9 protein-coding genes, 1 tRNA gene, 1 rRNA gene and 1 other annotated feature (1 of these 12 cut by a window edge) are annotated in these 14890 nt (G+C 50.1%); of the genes, 10 read left to right on the top strand and 1 reads right to left on the bottom strand.

Annotation, left to right across the window (positions count from 1 at the left end; translation table 11 throughout):
• Nucleotides 1–94: 94 nt before the first annotated feature.
• From DWZ44_RS04745 to DWZ44_RS04720, 6 genes are all read left to right on the top strand, one after another.
• Nucleotides 95–2981: ribosomal RNA gene (locus tag DWZ44_RS04745) — 23S ribosomal RNA — on the top strand.
• A 103-nt stretch (nt 2982–3084) separates the two neighbouring features.
• Nucleotides 3085–3155: transfer RNA gene (locus DWZ44_RS04740), tRNA-Trp, on the top strand.
• A 203-nt stretch (nt 3156–3358) separates the two neighbouring features.
• The gene (locus DWZ44_RS04735; protein ID WP_055221314.1) at nt 3359–3958 is read left to right on the top strand and encodes a DUF4230 domain-containing protein; all 600 of its coding nucleotides are present in this window, start codon (nt 3359–3361) and stop codon (nt 3956–3958) included.
• A gap of 390 nt (nt 3959–4348) precedes the next feature.
• Nucleotides 4349–5110: a threonine/serine exporter family protein gene (locus tag DWZ44_RS04730; RefSeq protein ID WP_055221312.1), complete on the top strand. Its 762-nt coding sequence runs from the start codon at nt 4349–4351 to the stop codon at nt 5108–5110.
• A gap of 41 nt (nt 5111–5151) precedes the next feature.
• Nucleotides 5152–5598: a threonine/serine exporter family protein gene (locus tag DWZ44_RS04725; protein ID WP_022463061.1), complete on the top strand. Its 447-nt coding sequence runs from the start codon at nt 5152–5154 to the stop codon at nt 5596–5598.
• A gap of 358 nt (nt 5599–5956) precedes the next feature.
• A complete protein-coding gene (locus DWZ44_RS04720) occupies nt 5957–8380 on the top strand; it encodes a L,D-transpeptidase family protein (protein WP_117804331.1) in 2424 nt (807 codons plus the stop codon).
• An 85-nt stretch (nt 8381–8465) separates the two neighbouring features.
• Here DWZ44_RS04720 and DWZ44_RS04715 read toward each other — a convergent pair whose 3' ends face one another.
• Nucleotides 8466–9098: an HAD family hydrolase gene (locus DWZ44_RS04715; RefSeq protein ID WP_242998370.1), complete on the bottom strand. Its 633-nt coding sequence runs from the start codon at nt 9096–9098 to the stop codon at nt 8466–8468.
• A gap of 148 nt (nt 9099–9246) precedes the next feature.
• Here DWZ44_RS04715 and mutY point away from each other — a divergent pair, with 148 nt between their 5' ends.
• From mutY to DWZ44_RS04695, 4 genes are all read left to right on the top strand, one after another.
• Nucleotides 9247–10314 (top strand): A/G-specific adenine glycosylase, encoded by a 1068-nt coding sequence (gene mutY / locus DWZ44_RS04710; RefSeq protein WP_055227140.1) that lies wholly within the window; start codon nt 9247–9249, stop codon nt 10312–10314.
• 37 nt (nt 10315–10351) lie between these two features.
• On the top strand, nt 10352–11368 hold the full coding sequence (locus DWZ44_RS04705) for a glycosyltransferase family 2 protein (protein WP_055267469.1): 1017 nt from the start codon (nt 10352–10354) through the stop codon (nt 11366–11368).
• Between the two features lie 26 nt (nt 11369–11394).
• A complete protein-coding gene (ispF, locus tag DWZ44_RS04700) occupies nt 11395–11943 on the top strand; it encodes a 2-C-methyl-D-erythritol 2,4-cyclodiphosphate synthase (protein ID WP_022463066.1) in 549 nt (182 codons plus the stop codon).
• A gap of 262 nt (nt 11944–12205) precedes the next feature.
• A complete protein-coding gene (locus DWZ44_RS04695) occupies nt 12206–14833 on the top strand; it encodes a cation-translocating P-type ATPase (RefSeq protein ID WP_055267546.1) in 2628 nt (875 codons plus the stop codon).
• Nucleotides 14834–14875: 42 nt separating this feature from the next.
• Nucleotides 14876–14890, top strand: a binding site (T-box leader); it runs 220 nt beyond the window's last position.

Genomic DNA, 14890 nt, shown 5'->3' with positions numbered 1-14890 from the left:
AGAGATAATCGAAAGATTATTGAATCAATTGCTTTTAAAGCAGAGAACACAAAAGCCTGTCATCAACGCTATGATGGCAGCGGACCAAGAATACAGGTCAAGCATTAAGAGCGCAGGGTGGATGCCTTGGCACTGAGAGCCGATGAAGGACGTGATAAGCTGCGAAAAGCTTCGGGGAGGAGCAAATATCCATTGATCCGGAGATATCCGAATGGGGAAACCCACTTGAGCAAACCTCAAGTATCCATACGCCAATCCATAACGTATGGAAGGGAACCGGGGGAACTGAAACATCTAAGTACCCCGAGGAGAAGAAAGAAACCTCGATTTCCAAAGTAGCGGCGAGCGAAATGGAAAGAGCCCAAACCGTGGTGCGTGCACCGCGGGGTTGTGGACTGCATAAGGTACTCGAATCAATAGCCGAACAGTTTTGGGAAATCTGATCAGAGAGGGTGAAAATCCCGTAGGCGAAATTGATGAGAGGCTGGCAGGATCCAGAGTACCACGAGACACGGGAAACCTTGTGGGAAGCAGGAGGGACCACCCTCCAAGGCTAAATACTCCTCAGTGACCGATAGCGCATAGTACTGTGAAGGAAAGGTGAAAAGGACCCCGGGAGGGGAGTGAAAGAGAACCTGAAACCCTGTGTTTACAAGCTGTGGAAGTGCCTTATGTGCACAACCGCGTACTTTTTGTAGAACGGTCCGGCGAGTTACGTTTACTGGCAAGGTTAAGTACTATAGGTACGGAGCCGAAGGGAAACCAAGTCTTAAGAGGGCGCAGAGTCAGTAAGAGTAGACCCGAAACCGGGTGATCTACCCATGTCCAGGCTGAAGCTGCCGTAAGAGGTAGTGGAGGGCCGAACGCACATCCGTTGAAAAGGGTGGCGATGAGGTGTGGGTAGGGGAGAAATTCCAATCGAACCCGGAGATAGCTGGTTCTCCTCGAAATAGCTTTAGGGCTAGCCTCGATGGAGTCTTACGGAGGTAGAGCACTGAATTTCTAAGGGGGCGTCAAAGCTTACCAAGGGATATCAAACTCCGAATGCCGTAAAGATGCTCATCGGGAGTCAGACTGCACGAGATAAGTTGGGCAGTCAAAAGGGAAAGAGCCCAGACCTGCTGCTAAGGTCCCAAAGTACGTGTTAAGTGGAAAAGGATGTGGGATTTCGAAGACAACTAGGATGTTGGCTCAGAAGCAGCCACACATTCAAAGAGTGCGTAATAGCTCACTAGTCGAGAGGTCCTGCGCCGAAAATGTCCGGGGCTGAAACACGACACCGAAGCACAGGATACCGCAAGGTATGGTAGAGGAGCATTGCTGGCGCGATGAAGCAGTACCGGAAGGAGCTGTGGAGTGCCAGGAAGAGAGAATGCCGGAATGAGTAGCGAGAGAGAGGTGGGAATCCTCTCGGCCGAATATCCAAGGTTTCCAGGGTAAAGCTGATCTGCCCTGGGTAAGTCGGGGCCTAAGGAGAGGCAGAAATGCGTATCCGATGGACAGCAGGTTGAGATTCCTGCACTATCTTAAAACAGAACTGTGGGGACATTTGTGGAGAGCACAGGCGCGGAACGGAAAGCCGCGTGCAAGCGAAGGAGGAGTCACATAGGAAAAACCGTGTGGCAATCCAAAGGCGTGATGCGGACCGAATTAAAGTAGGGAAGTGTGTGAGCCATGAATCAAGAAAAGCCGCTATTGTTTTTAAGATACCCGTACCGTAAACCGACACAGGTGGATGAGGAGAGAATCCTAAGGCCGGCGGAAGAAGCATTGTTAAGGAACTCGGCAAAATGACCCCGTAACTTCGGGAGAAGGGGTGCCAACGAGAGTTGGCCGCAGAGAATAGGCTCAAGCAACTGTTTAGCAAAAACACAGGTCTATGCAAAACCGTAAGGTGAGGTATATGGGCTGACGCCTGCCCGGTGCTGGAAGGTTAAGAGGAGAGGTTAGCGCAAGCGAAGCTTTGAATTTAAGCCCCAGTAAACGGCGGCCGTAACTATAACGGTCCTAAGGTAGCGAAATTCCTTGTCGGGTAAGTTCCGACCCGCACGAAAGGCGTAATGATTTGAGCGCTGTCTCGACAATGCATCCGGTGAAATTGAAGTACCAGTGAAGATGCTGGTTACCCGCGCCAGGACGGAAAGACCCCATGGAGCTTTACTCCAGTTTGGTACTGGGGTCCGGCAGTGCATGTACAGGATAGGTGGGAGGCTGTGAACCTGGAACGCCAGTTTCAGGGGAGCCATTGTTGGGATACCACCCTTGTGCTGCTGGGCTTCTAACCAGCGGCCTTTATCAGGCCGGGGGACAATGCCAGACGGGGAGTTTGACTGGGGCGGTCGCCTCCGAAAGGGTATCGGAGGCGCTCAAAGGTTCCCTCAGAATGGTCGGAAACCATTCGAAGAGTGCAAAGGCAGAAGGGAGCTTGACTGCGACACCGACGGGTGGAGCAGGTACGAAAGTAGGACTTAGTGATCCGGTGGTATTAAGTGGGAATGCCATCGCTCAACGGATAAAAGCTACCCTGGGGATAACAGGCTTATCACTCCCAAGAGTTCACATCGACGGAGTGGTTTGGCACCTCGATGTCGGCTCATCGCATCCTGGGGCTGTAGTAGGTCCCAAGGGTTGGGCTGTTCGCCCATTAAAGCGGTACGCGAGCTGGGTTCAGAACGTCGTGAGACAGTTCGGTCCCTATCCGGCGTGGGCGTAGGATATTTGAGAGGAGCTGTCCTTAGTACGAGAGGACCGGGATGGACTGACCTCTGGTGTACCGGTTGAACCGCCAGGTTCACGGCCGGGTAGCCAAGTCGGGAAGGGATAAACGCTGAAGGCATCTAAGCGTGAAGCCCCCCTCAAGATGAGATATCCCATTCGAAAGAAGTAAGACCCCTTGAAGACGACGAGGTAGATAGGGCAGAGGTGGAAGTGCCGTAAGGCATGGAGCTGACTGTTACTAATCGGTCGAGGGCTTGACCTGAAATGCAAAACAAAAGTTTTGCAGAAAATGGTTGTGTTCGGAAAGAAAGTATGGTATGATGTATAGATGTTAAGTGTATGCGGTTTTGAAGGTATATCTAGCGTAGGGGATTGGTCAAATGGTATGATAGGGGTCTCCAAAACCTTTGGTGGGAGTTCGATTCTCTCATCCCCTGTATTAGGAAAGAGTGAAGATACAAAATCTTCACTCTTTTTTCGTATTGTTTAAAAGAAAAGTCTAACAGAACAGGATTTACAGAATTTTAAGATATTTTTGTAAAGCAGGACTGTTTTTTATGGTGTAAATAAGGTACAATAGAGCCACAGAACATATTCAAAAATAATGAAAAATGAAACATGAGAAGGGAGTGGGTGTAACGTGAGCAGAGAAAAGAATGGAAGCCGCGGCACGGTAAAAGCTGTCATTTATCTTCTGATCGTAGTAATCCTTGCTGGAATGGTTGTTTATCTGACGCAGTCGTTGCGGCGGGACCGGGAGCCGGAGATTACGGGGACGTTTATTGACAGCAAGCTGGAGGCGGCGGGGGAGCTGACGTCGGCGAAGATGATTTATAACGGGCTGATTCATTACTCGGACGGGTCGATTCCGTTTCTGACGCAGAAGGCGTTTAATATGACATACCGTGCAGAGGTACGTGCGGGCGTGGATCTCTCGAAGGCGAATACGGAGGTGACGGATTCAGAAGTAACAGTTACACTTCCGGCAGTGGAGATTTTTGATATTTCCATCGACAATGATTCCATCCAGTATTACGATGAGAAGGCAGCGCTTCTGAACTGGGAGCGGAAGGAAGATGCGATGGATGCAATCGCGAGTGCGAAGGAGGATGTAGAGCAGCAGACGAAAGAAATGGATGACCTGGAAACGATGGCACAGGAACAGGCGAAAACACTGATTACCGGAATGCTGTCCGAGACGGTCGGGGACAAGACATTGGTTGTAAAATTTGAAGAATAGTACATAGACGGGATGTCGGCACTTCTTTTTGGGGGATAAAAAAAGGAGGGCCGGTATTTCTTCTGGCAGAAACACCGGCATTATGAAAAAGAAAAATCTATATAAATTGGAAAGAATATTAGGTTGGGACAACGGTTGAAAGATAGAGGAAGATGATTTGTTGTCCCTTTGTTTTGATACGTTTAGTATAGTTGTCATATGTGAGGAAAGTGTGAATGGAGTTTGAAGAAACTTTGAAAAGATTTGTGAATGGCGCGGGTGAACATCGGAACATCCCAACGCCCGGATATCGCCGAATTTGCATAGAATTAACTTGAAAGTGAACACTGCTTCATGGTACAATCGTTTGGCATGTGTGAAATATGAGTTACATTTGAGAGGACAAAAACTATGGACTATAAACTGCTGCTGGACACCGCGGTCATGGCGGGAGAAATCCTGCTGGAAAGCGGGGCGGAGACGTGGCGGGTGGAGGATACCATGCTGCGGATGCTGCGCATGTCCGGCCTGAAAACTGCGGATGTACTGGCGCTGACGACCGGCTTTGTGGTAACGCTCGACGACCCGGCGATGGATTCCATGACTGTTATGCGCAGCGTAGAGAGCCGTGCAACGGATCTGAACCGGATCCATGCGGTCAATCAGCTTTCCCGCGATTTCTGCGAAGGAAATATCGACCTGGATGCGCTGTTCCACCGGGTGCGGGATATCTATCGTGCCAAGTCGGAAATTAAAAAAAATCTGCTCGCGATGATGGCGACGACCGCAGGCTTTGCAATCATGTTCGGAGCCGGGTTCTACGAAGTGCTGGCATCTGCACTTGCAGGTTTTATATCAGGAATCGGTGTTTACGGAGGAAAAAAAGCCGGGATGCAGTCGTTTCTTGTGAACTGTATCGGGTCATTTTTGCTGGCGGTCACATCTATTCTCTGTGTTCATTACCTGCCGGGGACCATGGATCTGAACGTCATTATCATTGCATCGATCATGCCCCTCGTACCGGGTGTGGCGATCACGAATGCGGTGTATGATACCCTGCACGGCGACTACATTTCCGGTGCGGCACGGATGCTTGAGGCGTTTGTAACCGCTGCGGCCATCGCAATCGGCGTGGGACTTGGCATGCTGCTGCTCCGTCCACTGGTGCGGTAGAGAAAACCGATACAGAAAAAAGATGAGGTTAAAGCAAAAATATGAGAATAGCAGGTGAAATCATCCTGAAATCCCTTGGAGCCTGGGTTGCAATCTGGGGATTTTCAAGACTGTTGAACGCACCAAAAAAGCTGGAATGCTACACGGCCGGTGTCGGTATGATCGGCTGGGCGGTCTATCTGATCGTGGAAGTATTCAACGACGGCATTCTGATGAAGAACTTTCTTGCCGCCGTTGCCGTCGCCCTGGTTTCCCAGGCAATGGCGCGTCATTTCAAAGCGCCGGTGATCCTTTTCGTGATCCCGGGCATTCTTCCGATGGTGCCGGGAGCCGGTATGTACCGCATCGTCTACTCGATCGTTATGGGGCCGGAAAACATGGTTGGAACGTATCTTTTAGAGACAGCGACCGCGGCAGGCGCAATTGCCCTTGGAATTTTCCTCGGAGAAGCGCTGCAGAAGGTATTTTTTTACGAATTCCATAGGTGATTTACGAAAAAAGTGAGAAATTTGCCAAAACCAAATTTTTTGCTTTTTTTTGTCGAATTTTATGATATACTTAACAGTGTATGTGCCCTTGGACAAAAGAAGAAATCTATAGGGGCATTTTTAACATCAGTAGACAAGAAGTCCCCCGCTTCTAAAGCGGTGGGATGAATTGTTAAAAGAAACATAACGGTAGTGGCGGGCGGAGAGAAATCGGTATCCTCCACTGACATGAGGTAAGTCACAGTCGAACTATTTTCGACATGTCAGACTCCGTGAAAATACCGACTGTGAGTTGAAACAAGGAAAAAAGAAGAGAAGTAAGTAAAGTGCAGACACAGAACTATGAGGAGCAAAAAATATGAAGTTTGAAGATGATGATTTAAAGGACGGTAAACTTTGGGCTGCCCTGCAAAAAGAGATTGACCGTGACCTGGCGGAAAAGGAGAGCGGTGAAACATTCCAGGAAGAACTGGCAGACATCGAAGACTCCATTGAATTTGAAAGCAAAGAAACAAAAAGCGAAGATCACATCCCGGATGAGACTGCAAATTTAAGTAATCTGCGAAGTGTCCTTGAGGCAACTGAGCGTGCAAAAGACGAAGAAGCGAAGCAGAAAATGAAGCAGACCAAAGTGGAGCCTGTGACGCAGGACATCGAGATTCCGGAATTTACAGAAGAGGAAGAAGAAATCGAAGAGACGCCGGCGGAGACAAAAACAGAATCGGAACCGGAAGAAGTGATGGTGGATGATGATCTGATCATCAACGATCCATTCGCAGATGAGGATGATCTGCTGGGAGAAGAGAAGACAGAGACCAAGGGTTCGGAGAAAGAAGTGCTTGGTGATCAGGTGGAAGCCGCAATGGAGCGCCTCGTCAGCGACACGGTAGGCCATATCCCAATGCCGGAAATAGACGATGAGGATGATGACTACGACGATTATGAGGATGACGACGAAGAGTACATTCCGCATGGCGCAAAACCGCAGAAGAAAAAGGGAAAAGGCGGTGCGGTTATCGCCGTTGCAGCCGTTGCTGTTATTGCTGTGGGAGGCTTTTTCTATGGAAGCAAAATGTTCCATTACCAGAATTATTTTTTCAACGGAACAACCATCAACGGAGTAGACTGCTCGGATATGACGGCCAAAGAGGCAGAAACGAAAATCAAAGAGCAGGCTGCAAACTATACCTTAAATGTAAAATTCAAAGACAATGATACGAAGAGTGTCAGCGGAAAAGACATCGACTACACCTACGCCGGAGACGGCAGCGTGGAGAGTGTGTTAAAGAAACAGAACAGTTTCCTCTGGTTCCTGGGAAATGGCGGAAAAGAGAAAGATTCCCAGGTCACCATGCAGTACAGTCAGGAAAAACTGGATGCGGTGATTGATGGATTTGACGAATTCCAGTCCGCAGACGGTGAGAATGCACCGGCCAGCGCCTACATCACCTTCCAGAACAATGAGTTTGAGATTGTGGATGCTGTTATGGGTGAGGGAATGGATCTTACCCTTGCAAAACAGTGCATCGAAAACGCGCTGATCAATGCGGATACCGAAGTGGATCTTGAAAAAGCAGGCGTTTACGACGGAACCTTGGTAACAGCAGATGACGAAACACTGAATGCACAGAAGGATCAGTTAAATGAACTGGTACGCGCAAGCATCACATACAGTATGCCGGATGGAACAACACAGGTTCTTGACGGAAATACCATGAAAGACTGGCTGGCAGTCGATGCGGATGGAAATTATTCCAAAGATGAAAACCAGTGGAATGAAAGAGTAAAAGAATATGTGGCAAATCTTGCGGCAGCGATTGATACCGATGGCAAGGATCACACCTTCCCGGCAACCGGTATCGAAGGCGGCGTGACCATCAGCCAGGAAGGCTACGGATGGAAAGTGGATCAGGAGCAGGAGATAGCAAAGATCGCAGAAGAAGTAGATGCTCACGCAGCAGATGCAAGAGAGCCGCAGTATGCGCAGAGAGAGTTTGCTGCTTCCACAGAGAACAACGGATTCGGCAAGACGTATGTTGAGGTTGATGCCAGCCGTCAGCATATCTGGCTCTACAAAGATGGAAATCTGGTTGTCGACGGTGACTGTGTAACCGGTCTGATGGAGCAGAGCAGCTACACGAAGCCGGGTATCTACACAACCGCAGCAAAAGAAAGCCAGAAAAAACTGCACGGAGAGCTTCAGGCAGACGGCAGCTATTCCTGGGAAAGAGATGTGGATTCCTGGATTCCGTTCAACGGAGAGATCGGTTTCTACGATGCTTTCTGGAGAAGCAGTTTCGGCGGAAACCTGTATCTGACTGCAGGATCGACGACAGGATCTGTTGCACTTCCGACTGCAGTGGCACAGGCATTATATGACAATGTCGATGACGGAACACCGGTTATCATTTATTATTCCGAAGCTTATGAGGTAAGTGAAGACACGCTTACTGTGACACAGGCACCGGAAGCAGATGACGAAAATGTCGATGATACGACGAATACCACGACAGTAACGCCGACGAGAACGCCATCCTACACGTACGATGATTACACGCCGTCAACTCCATCAACCCCATCAACTCCATCAACCCCATCAACTCCATCGACCCCGTCTACGCCGGAACCGACCACAGCACCGACCGAGATCCCGTCTACGCCGGAGCCGACCGTAGCACCGACCGAGACCCCGTCCACACCGGAACCGACCCAGGAGCCGAGCGCACCGGATCAGGGAGACCATACGGGTGACGATGATTACCCAGGTAAGGGCGAGAGCTGAGAAAAGAAGAAATAGAACATAAAAAATACGCATTCCGTTATCAAAACAGGAATGCGTATTTTTTTGAGAAAGAAACTGTTAAAAATTAATTTTCCGGTACGAACAGTGTGACAAGATCCATCGGGGAAGTGATGGTGTAGTCCGGGTTTTCGGTCTGACCAAAACCGTATGCGGCATGCACAAACGGGATTCCGGCCTCGCGTGTCGCCTTGTAGTCGCCGTCGGTATCGCCGACATAGACCGCGTGCTGCAGATGGTTCTGTTCGATGATTGTACGGATGTTGTCTGCCTTTGCCTTTCCGGTATCGCCAGGACAGAGATGGCCTTTGAAATAGTGACCGAGGCCTGTGGCTTCCAGAAAAACTTCGATATAGCCCGCCTGGCAGTTGCTTACGATATAAAGCGGGTAATGTCTGGAAAGAATAGAAAGTGCATCGACAAGTCCCGGATAAACAGGAGCCGGTGTCGCAAGAAGTGCCTCATGCTCTTTGGCACAGCATGCCTCGATCAGTTCTAACTGGCGCTCCTTTGGATATTCGTGGAAAATGACGGCGGCGATATCCGGGAGCAGGCGGCCGAACAGGCCTTTTAACACGGCTCCGGTGAGGTTTGGTGTCATATCAGTTTCTTTTTCCATAATCTGATTCCATGCGTCGGCAACAACGTCTGTGGAGTCCCACAGGGTGCCGTCCACATCAAAAATAATACTGTCGATCAAGAGTTTTTCCTCCATATCTTAAGGGTTTTGGTTATTCTTTTAAAGTATTTATTAATTTTAATCAAAAACACGTGAGAGCGCAATGTTTATTTTGCATTTTGGAGGAAAATGTGGCAAAATAAGAATGATATATTAACAGGAGATTACTATGCAGGACACAATCACAAAGCCATTATTGAAATGGTATGGCGAAAATAAAAGAGTGCTGCCGTGGAGAGAAAAAAAGAACCCGTATGAAATCTGGGTTTCCGAGATTATGCTCCAGCAGACGAGGGTGGAGGCGGTCAAGCCGTTTTATGAGCGGTTTATGCGTGAACTGCCCAATGTCGCAGCACTTGCGGTCTGTCCCGAGGAAAAGCTTTTGAAGCTCTGGGAAGGCCTTGGTTACTATAACCGTGTGCGGAATATGCAGAAGGCCGCACAGAAAATTATGGAAGTGTATGACGGTGTATTTCCGGCAGATTACGAAGCCTTAAAAGGACTTCCGGGAATTGGAAATTACACAGCGGGAGCCGTTGCATCGATCGCGTTTTGCATTCCGGTGCCGGCGGTGGACGGAAATGTGCTTCGTGTGATGGCACGCCTCCGGGAGGACGGTGAGGACATTTTAAAGCAGTCCGTGAAAAACCGCGTGGAAGCGGAATTGACCGAAATCATGCCGGCAGAAGATCCGGGAGCCTTCAATCAGGCGATGATGGATCTCGGTGCAATGGTCTGTCTGCCGAACGGCGCACCAAAATGTGAAGTCTGTCCGCTTTTTGACCAGTGTCTGGCGGGACAGCATCAGACCTGGACGGAATATCCGTTTAAAAAGAGTGCAAAGCCGCGCAGAATCGAAGACAGAACCGTTCTGTTATTTCTGGACGGTGCGCACACAGCAGTGCGGAAACGGCCGAAAAAAGGACTTCTGGCGGGACTTTACGAGTTCCCGAACTTCGATGGCGTGCTCTCCGAACAGGAAGCACTTGAAGAGGCAGAAAAATTCGGCGTGACGCCGCTTCATATTCAGGCATTGCCGCCGTACAAGCATATTTTTTCCCATGTCGAGTGGCATATCACAGGATACGCCATTAAAATTGCAGGAAACGATGTGGAGCAGGAAGGGGAAGAAAAAGCCGGATTGATTTTTGCGGATGCGAAAACCGCGGCTGAAAGATATGCCATTCCGTCTGCGTTTGCGGAATACGCAAAATATACAGATCTGGAACGTGCCTGAAACGGCAGAAGAGCAAAAAAGAGCAGGGAGAAAAAAGATGAAGATTTTATCAATTGCAGTACCATGCTATAATTCAGAAGCATATATGGAGAAATGTATCGATTCGCTGCTGGTCGGCGGAGAAGAAGTAGAAATTCTGATCGTGGACGATGGTTCCAAGGACGGAACCACAGAGATTGCAGACCGCTATCAGGAAAAATATCCGACGATTGTAAAAGCGATTCATCAGGAAAACAAGGGCCACGGCGGAGCAGTCAACACGGGTGTGGAAAATGCGACGGGTCTGTACTTTAAGGTTGTGGACAGTGATGACTGGGTAAACCCAGAGGCATACCAGAAGATTTTAAATGTTCTGGCAGAAGTCGTACGCGGACCGAAAACACTCGACCTTCTGATCAGTAACTATGTGTATGAAAAAGAGGGCGCCAAGAGAAAACGTGTGATGCGCTATGCGAAATCGCTGCCAGAAGGCCGCTTTTTCGGATGGGATGAGGCGAAAGCTCTCGGCAAAACACATTATCTGCTGATGCATTCGCTGATTTACCGGACTTCTCTTTTAAGAGAGTGCGGCATGAAGCTGCCGGAGCACACCTTCTATGTGGATAATCTGGTTGCGTTTATTCCGCTTCCGTACGTCAAAACGATGTATTATCTCGATGTCAATTTCTACCGCTACTTTATCGGGAGAGCCGACCAGTCGGTTAACGAGAAAGTCATGATCGGCAGAATTGACCAGCAGATCCGTGTCAACAAGCTGATGATCGATTACCTTGGTGAACAGAAAGGGCTGTCGAAGCACCTGCGGAAATATATGATCAGCTATCTGACCATTATTATGACGGTTTCTTCCGTGATGATGATGCGCTCTGGAACGGAAGAAAATCTCGAGAAAAAGAACGATCTTTGGAGATACCTGAAACAGGAGGATGCAGCCGATTACTTCCGCATCCGCCACGGCATTTTCGGAACTGTTATGAGCAGCAAATCAAAACCGGGACAGAAAATTGCAGTCTATGCCTACAAGGTAGCGCAGAAGCTGTATGGATTTAACTAGAAAGTAACGAAGCGGAGGAACGAACAATGCGAGTAGGAATGGGTTACGATGTGCATAAACTGGTGGAAAACCGGAAACTGATTCTGGGCGGTGTGGAAATCCCGTATGAATATGGCCTTCTGGGACATTCCGATGCAGATGTGCTGGTCCATGCCATTATGGATGCGCTTCTCGGCGCTGCAGCACTGCGGGACATCGGACGCCATTTTCCGGACAATGATCCGGCGTATGAGGGCGCAGACAGCATCGAACTGCTGAAAAAAGTGGGTGAGATGCTCGAGGAGCGGATGTATCTGATTGAAAATATCGATGCAACCGTTATTGCACAAAAGCCGAAGCTCCTGCCATACATCGACACGATGGTGAAAAATGTGGCGGAGGCGCTTCATCTCGAAGAGGATCAGGTCAATATCAAGGCAACGACCGAGGAAGGACTTGGCTTTACCGGAAAGAAAGAGGGAATTTCCGCACAGGCGATCTGCTGCATTTCCAAGGCACTCGACCTGATGCCGGACGACCGGATCGCAGGCGGATGCAGCGGCTGCCCAGGATGCGCAAAGAACGCAGAAGAATAAAAGAGAAATGCGATTGCACAAGGCCGGAAGATGTGGTAGACTGGAAGAAGAATAAGGGAGTAGTCGGCGGCATACGTGACGCTATAAGGCCAACAACCGAAGAAAAAGCATTTCTTCTGGCTTTGTATGAAATGACAAGACTTATCTGTATCAACAAATATGGTGCGGATAGGTCTTTTTCTATATAGAAAGAGACCAGTGTACCAGTGGGAACTTATCACAGGAACGCAAAAAGCGTTTTCAGAAGAAAGGACGGATGGAAATGAAAGAGTATCTGGAAAAAAGTTCGAAGATTCTTGATGAGTTACAGACAACGGAGCAGGGACTTTCCGAGGCGGAAGCTGCGCGGCGGCTTTCCGAACACGGACCTAACCGGCTGGCGGCGGGAAAAAAGAAGAGCAATCTGCAGCGGTTTTTCGAAGAGCTGAAAGACCCGATGATCCTGATCCTGCTCGCCGCAGCGCTGATTTCCGGCATCACATCGGCGTATGAAGGCGAATCGTACGCTGATGTGGTCATTATTCTCACCGTTGTCATCATTAATGCGGTGCTCGGTGTTCTGCAGGAGAGCAAGGCAGAGAAAGCGATTGAAGCTCTGCAGGAGATCGCGGCAGCCACGTCGAAGGTGATGCGCGGCGGGAAAATGGAAGTGAAAAAGAGCGAGGAGCTCGTACCCGGTGATATTGTAATTCTCGAAGCGGGCGATGCTGTTCCGGCGGATGGCCGTATTTTAGAGAGCGCCAGCATGAAAATCGAGGAAGCAGCGCTGACCGGAGAATCTGTCCCGGTCAATAAAACAGCGGATGTTCTGAACGCCGGCGCAGCCAGCGAGGTTCCGCTCGGGGACCGGAAAAACATGGTCTATATGGGAAGCACCGTTGTCTATGGCCGCGGCCGCGCTGTTATCACCGGAACGGGTATGAAAACCGAGATGGGAAAGATCGCCCATGTTCTGACGCAGTCGGCGGATGAGAGCACACCGCTGCAGAAGCGGCTGAACCAGCTCAGCAAAATCTTAAGCGTGATGGTGCTCGCCATCTGTGCCGTGATTTTCATTGTCGGTATTTTAAAAGAGGGCGTGACGCCGCAGAACATCTTAAATACCTTTATGGTAGCTGTCAGCCTTGCCGTAGCGGCAATTCCGGAAGGACTTGCAGCAGTTGTCACAATCGTGCTTTCCATCGGTGTGACCAAAATGTCAAAGCGGAATGCGGTGATCCGGAAACTGACGGCTGTCGAGACGCTCGGCTGTACGCAGGTGATCTGCTCGGATAAGACAGGAACGCTGACCCAGAATAAGATGACCGTGGTAAAACATGAGGGAAGCGATATAAAACGTCTCGTATCCGTCATGGCACTCTGCTCCGATGCGGAGCCGGACGAAAACGGCGAGGCAGTCGGAGAACCGACGGAATGTGCGTTGGTCAACGATGCGCAGAAAGAGGGATGCCCGAAGAAGAGTCTGTCCGTCCAGTATCCGCGTGTCGGGGAAGCGCCGTTTGATTCGATGCGGAAACGCATGACAACGATCCACCGCGCAAACGACGGAACGTATTTTTCCTGCACAAAAGGCGCACCGGATGAGATTCTGAAGCGGTGCACCTCCGTTTGGCGTGACGGCAGAAAACAGCCGATGACAGAAGCATTCCGGCAGGAAATCCTGTCGCAGAACAAGGCGATGGCAGACCAGGCACTCCGCGTGCTGGCGGCAGCAGGAAGAGCGTGGAACCAGATGCCGTCCTCCCAGGAGCCGGACTTTCTGGAGCAGGATCTCTGCTTTTTAGGACTTTGCGGTATGATTGATCCGGTGCGGCCGGAAGTAGTCGATGCGATCCGGGAATGCCGCGGGGCAGGCATCCGTCCGGTGATGATTACGGGTGACCACAAAGACACAGCGGTTGCTATTGCAAAAGAGCTGGGTATTCTGGAGGCGGGCTGGAAAGCGGTAACGGGAGCCGAGATTGACCAGTTAAGCGATGAGGAGCTTGACCGGAGAATCGAGGAATATGCTGTTTACGCACGCGTCCAGCCGGAGCATAAAGTGCGGATCGTCGATGCGTGGAAGCGGAAAGGCAGAATCACCGCGATGACAGGAGACGGAGTCAACGATGCGCCGTCGATCAAGCGTGCGGATATCGGCATCGGAATGGGCATCACGGGAACGGATGTGACGAAAAACGTGGCAGATATGGTGCTCGCGGACGACAACTTTGCGACGATCATCGCGGCGGTTGAGGAAGGAAGACGAATCTACGATAATATCCGTAAGGCAATTCAGTTCCTTCTGGCATCGAACCTTGCCGAGGTGCTGTCGATTTTCTGCGCGACGCTGATGGGCTTTACGATTTTAAATCCGGTGCATCTGCTCTGGATCAACCTGATTACGGACTGCTTCCCGGCGCTGGCGCTCGGTATGGAGGACGGTGAGGCAGACATCATGAAACGCCCGCCGAGAAATGCGGATGACGGTATTTTTGCGGACGGCCTCGGCTTTGATGTTGCGTTTCAGGGCATCGTGATTACGGTGCTGACGCTGGCGTCCTACTTCATCGGCCATTATCTGGAAGCCGGCCGCTGGGAAATCGTCAACAGCCCGGACGGCATGTCGATGGCGTTTCTGACACTCTCCATGGTGGAAATTTTCCATTCCTTCAATATGAGATCACGGAAAGGTTCTATTTTCCATATGAAGCATCAGAACAAGTATCTGTGGGGCGCGATGGCACTCTCATTTGTCCTCACATCCGCCGTCATTTACATCCCGGTACTGTCGAGTGCGTTCGGTTTTGAGCGGATCAGCGCGTTGGAATATGATGTGGCGATCGGCCTTGGACTGCTTGTCATTCCGGCGGTCGAAATCAGCAAGTGGATCCGGCGGAAATTTGCTTGACAAACGAGAAAAATTTGCATAAACTAGAACAAACGGAAACAGAAAAAGGCTTGGAAC

Origin of the sequence: Blautia sp. AF32-4BH (genome assembly GCF_003460565.1) — a bacterium.
Classification (GTDB): Bacteria; Bacillota; Clostridia; order Lachnospirales; family Lachnospiraceae; genus Fusicatenibacter; species Fusicatenibacter saccharivorans.
Note: the sequence above shows the minus strand (reverse complement) of the source record. Positions and strands in the feature narration are given on the sequence as shown.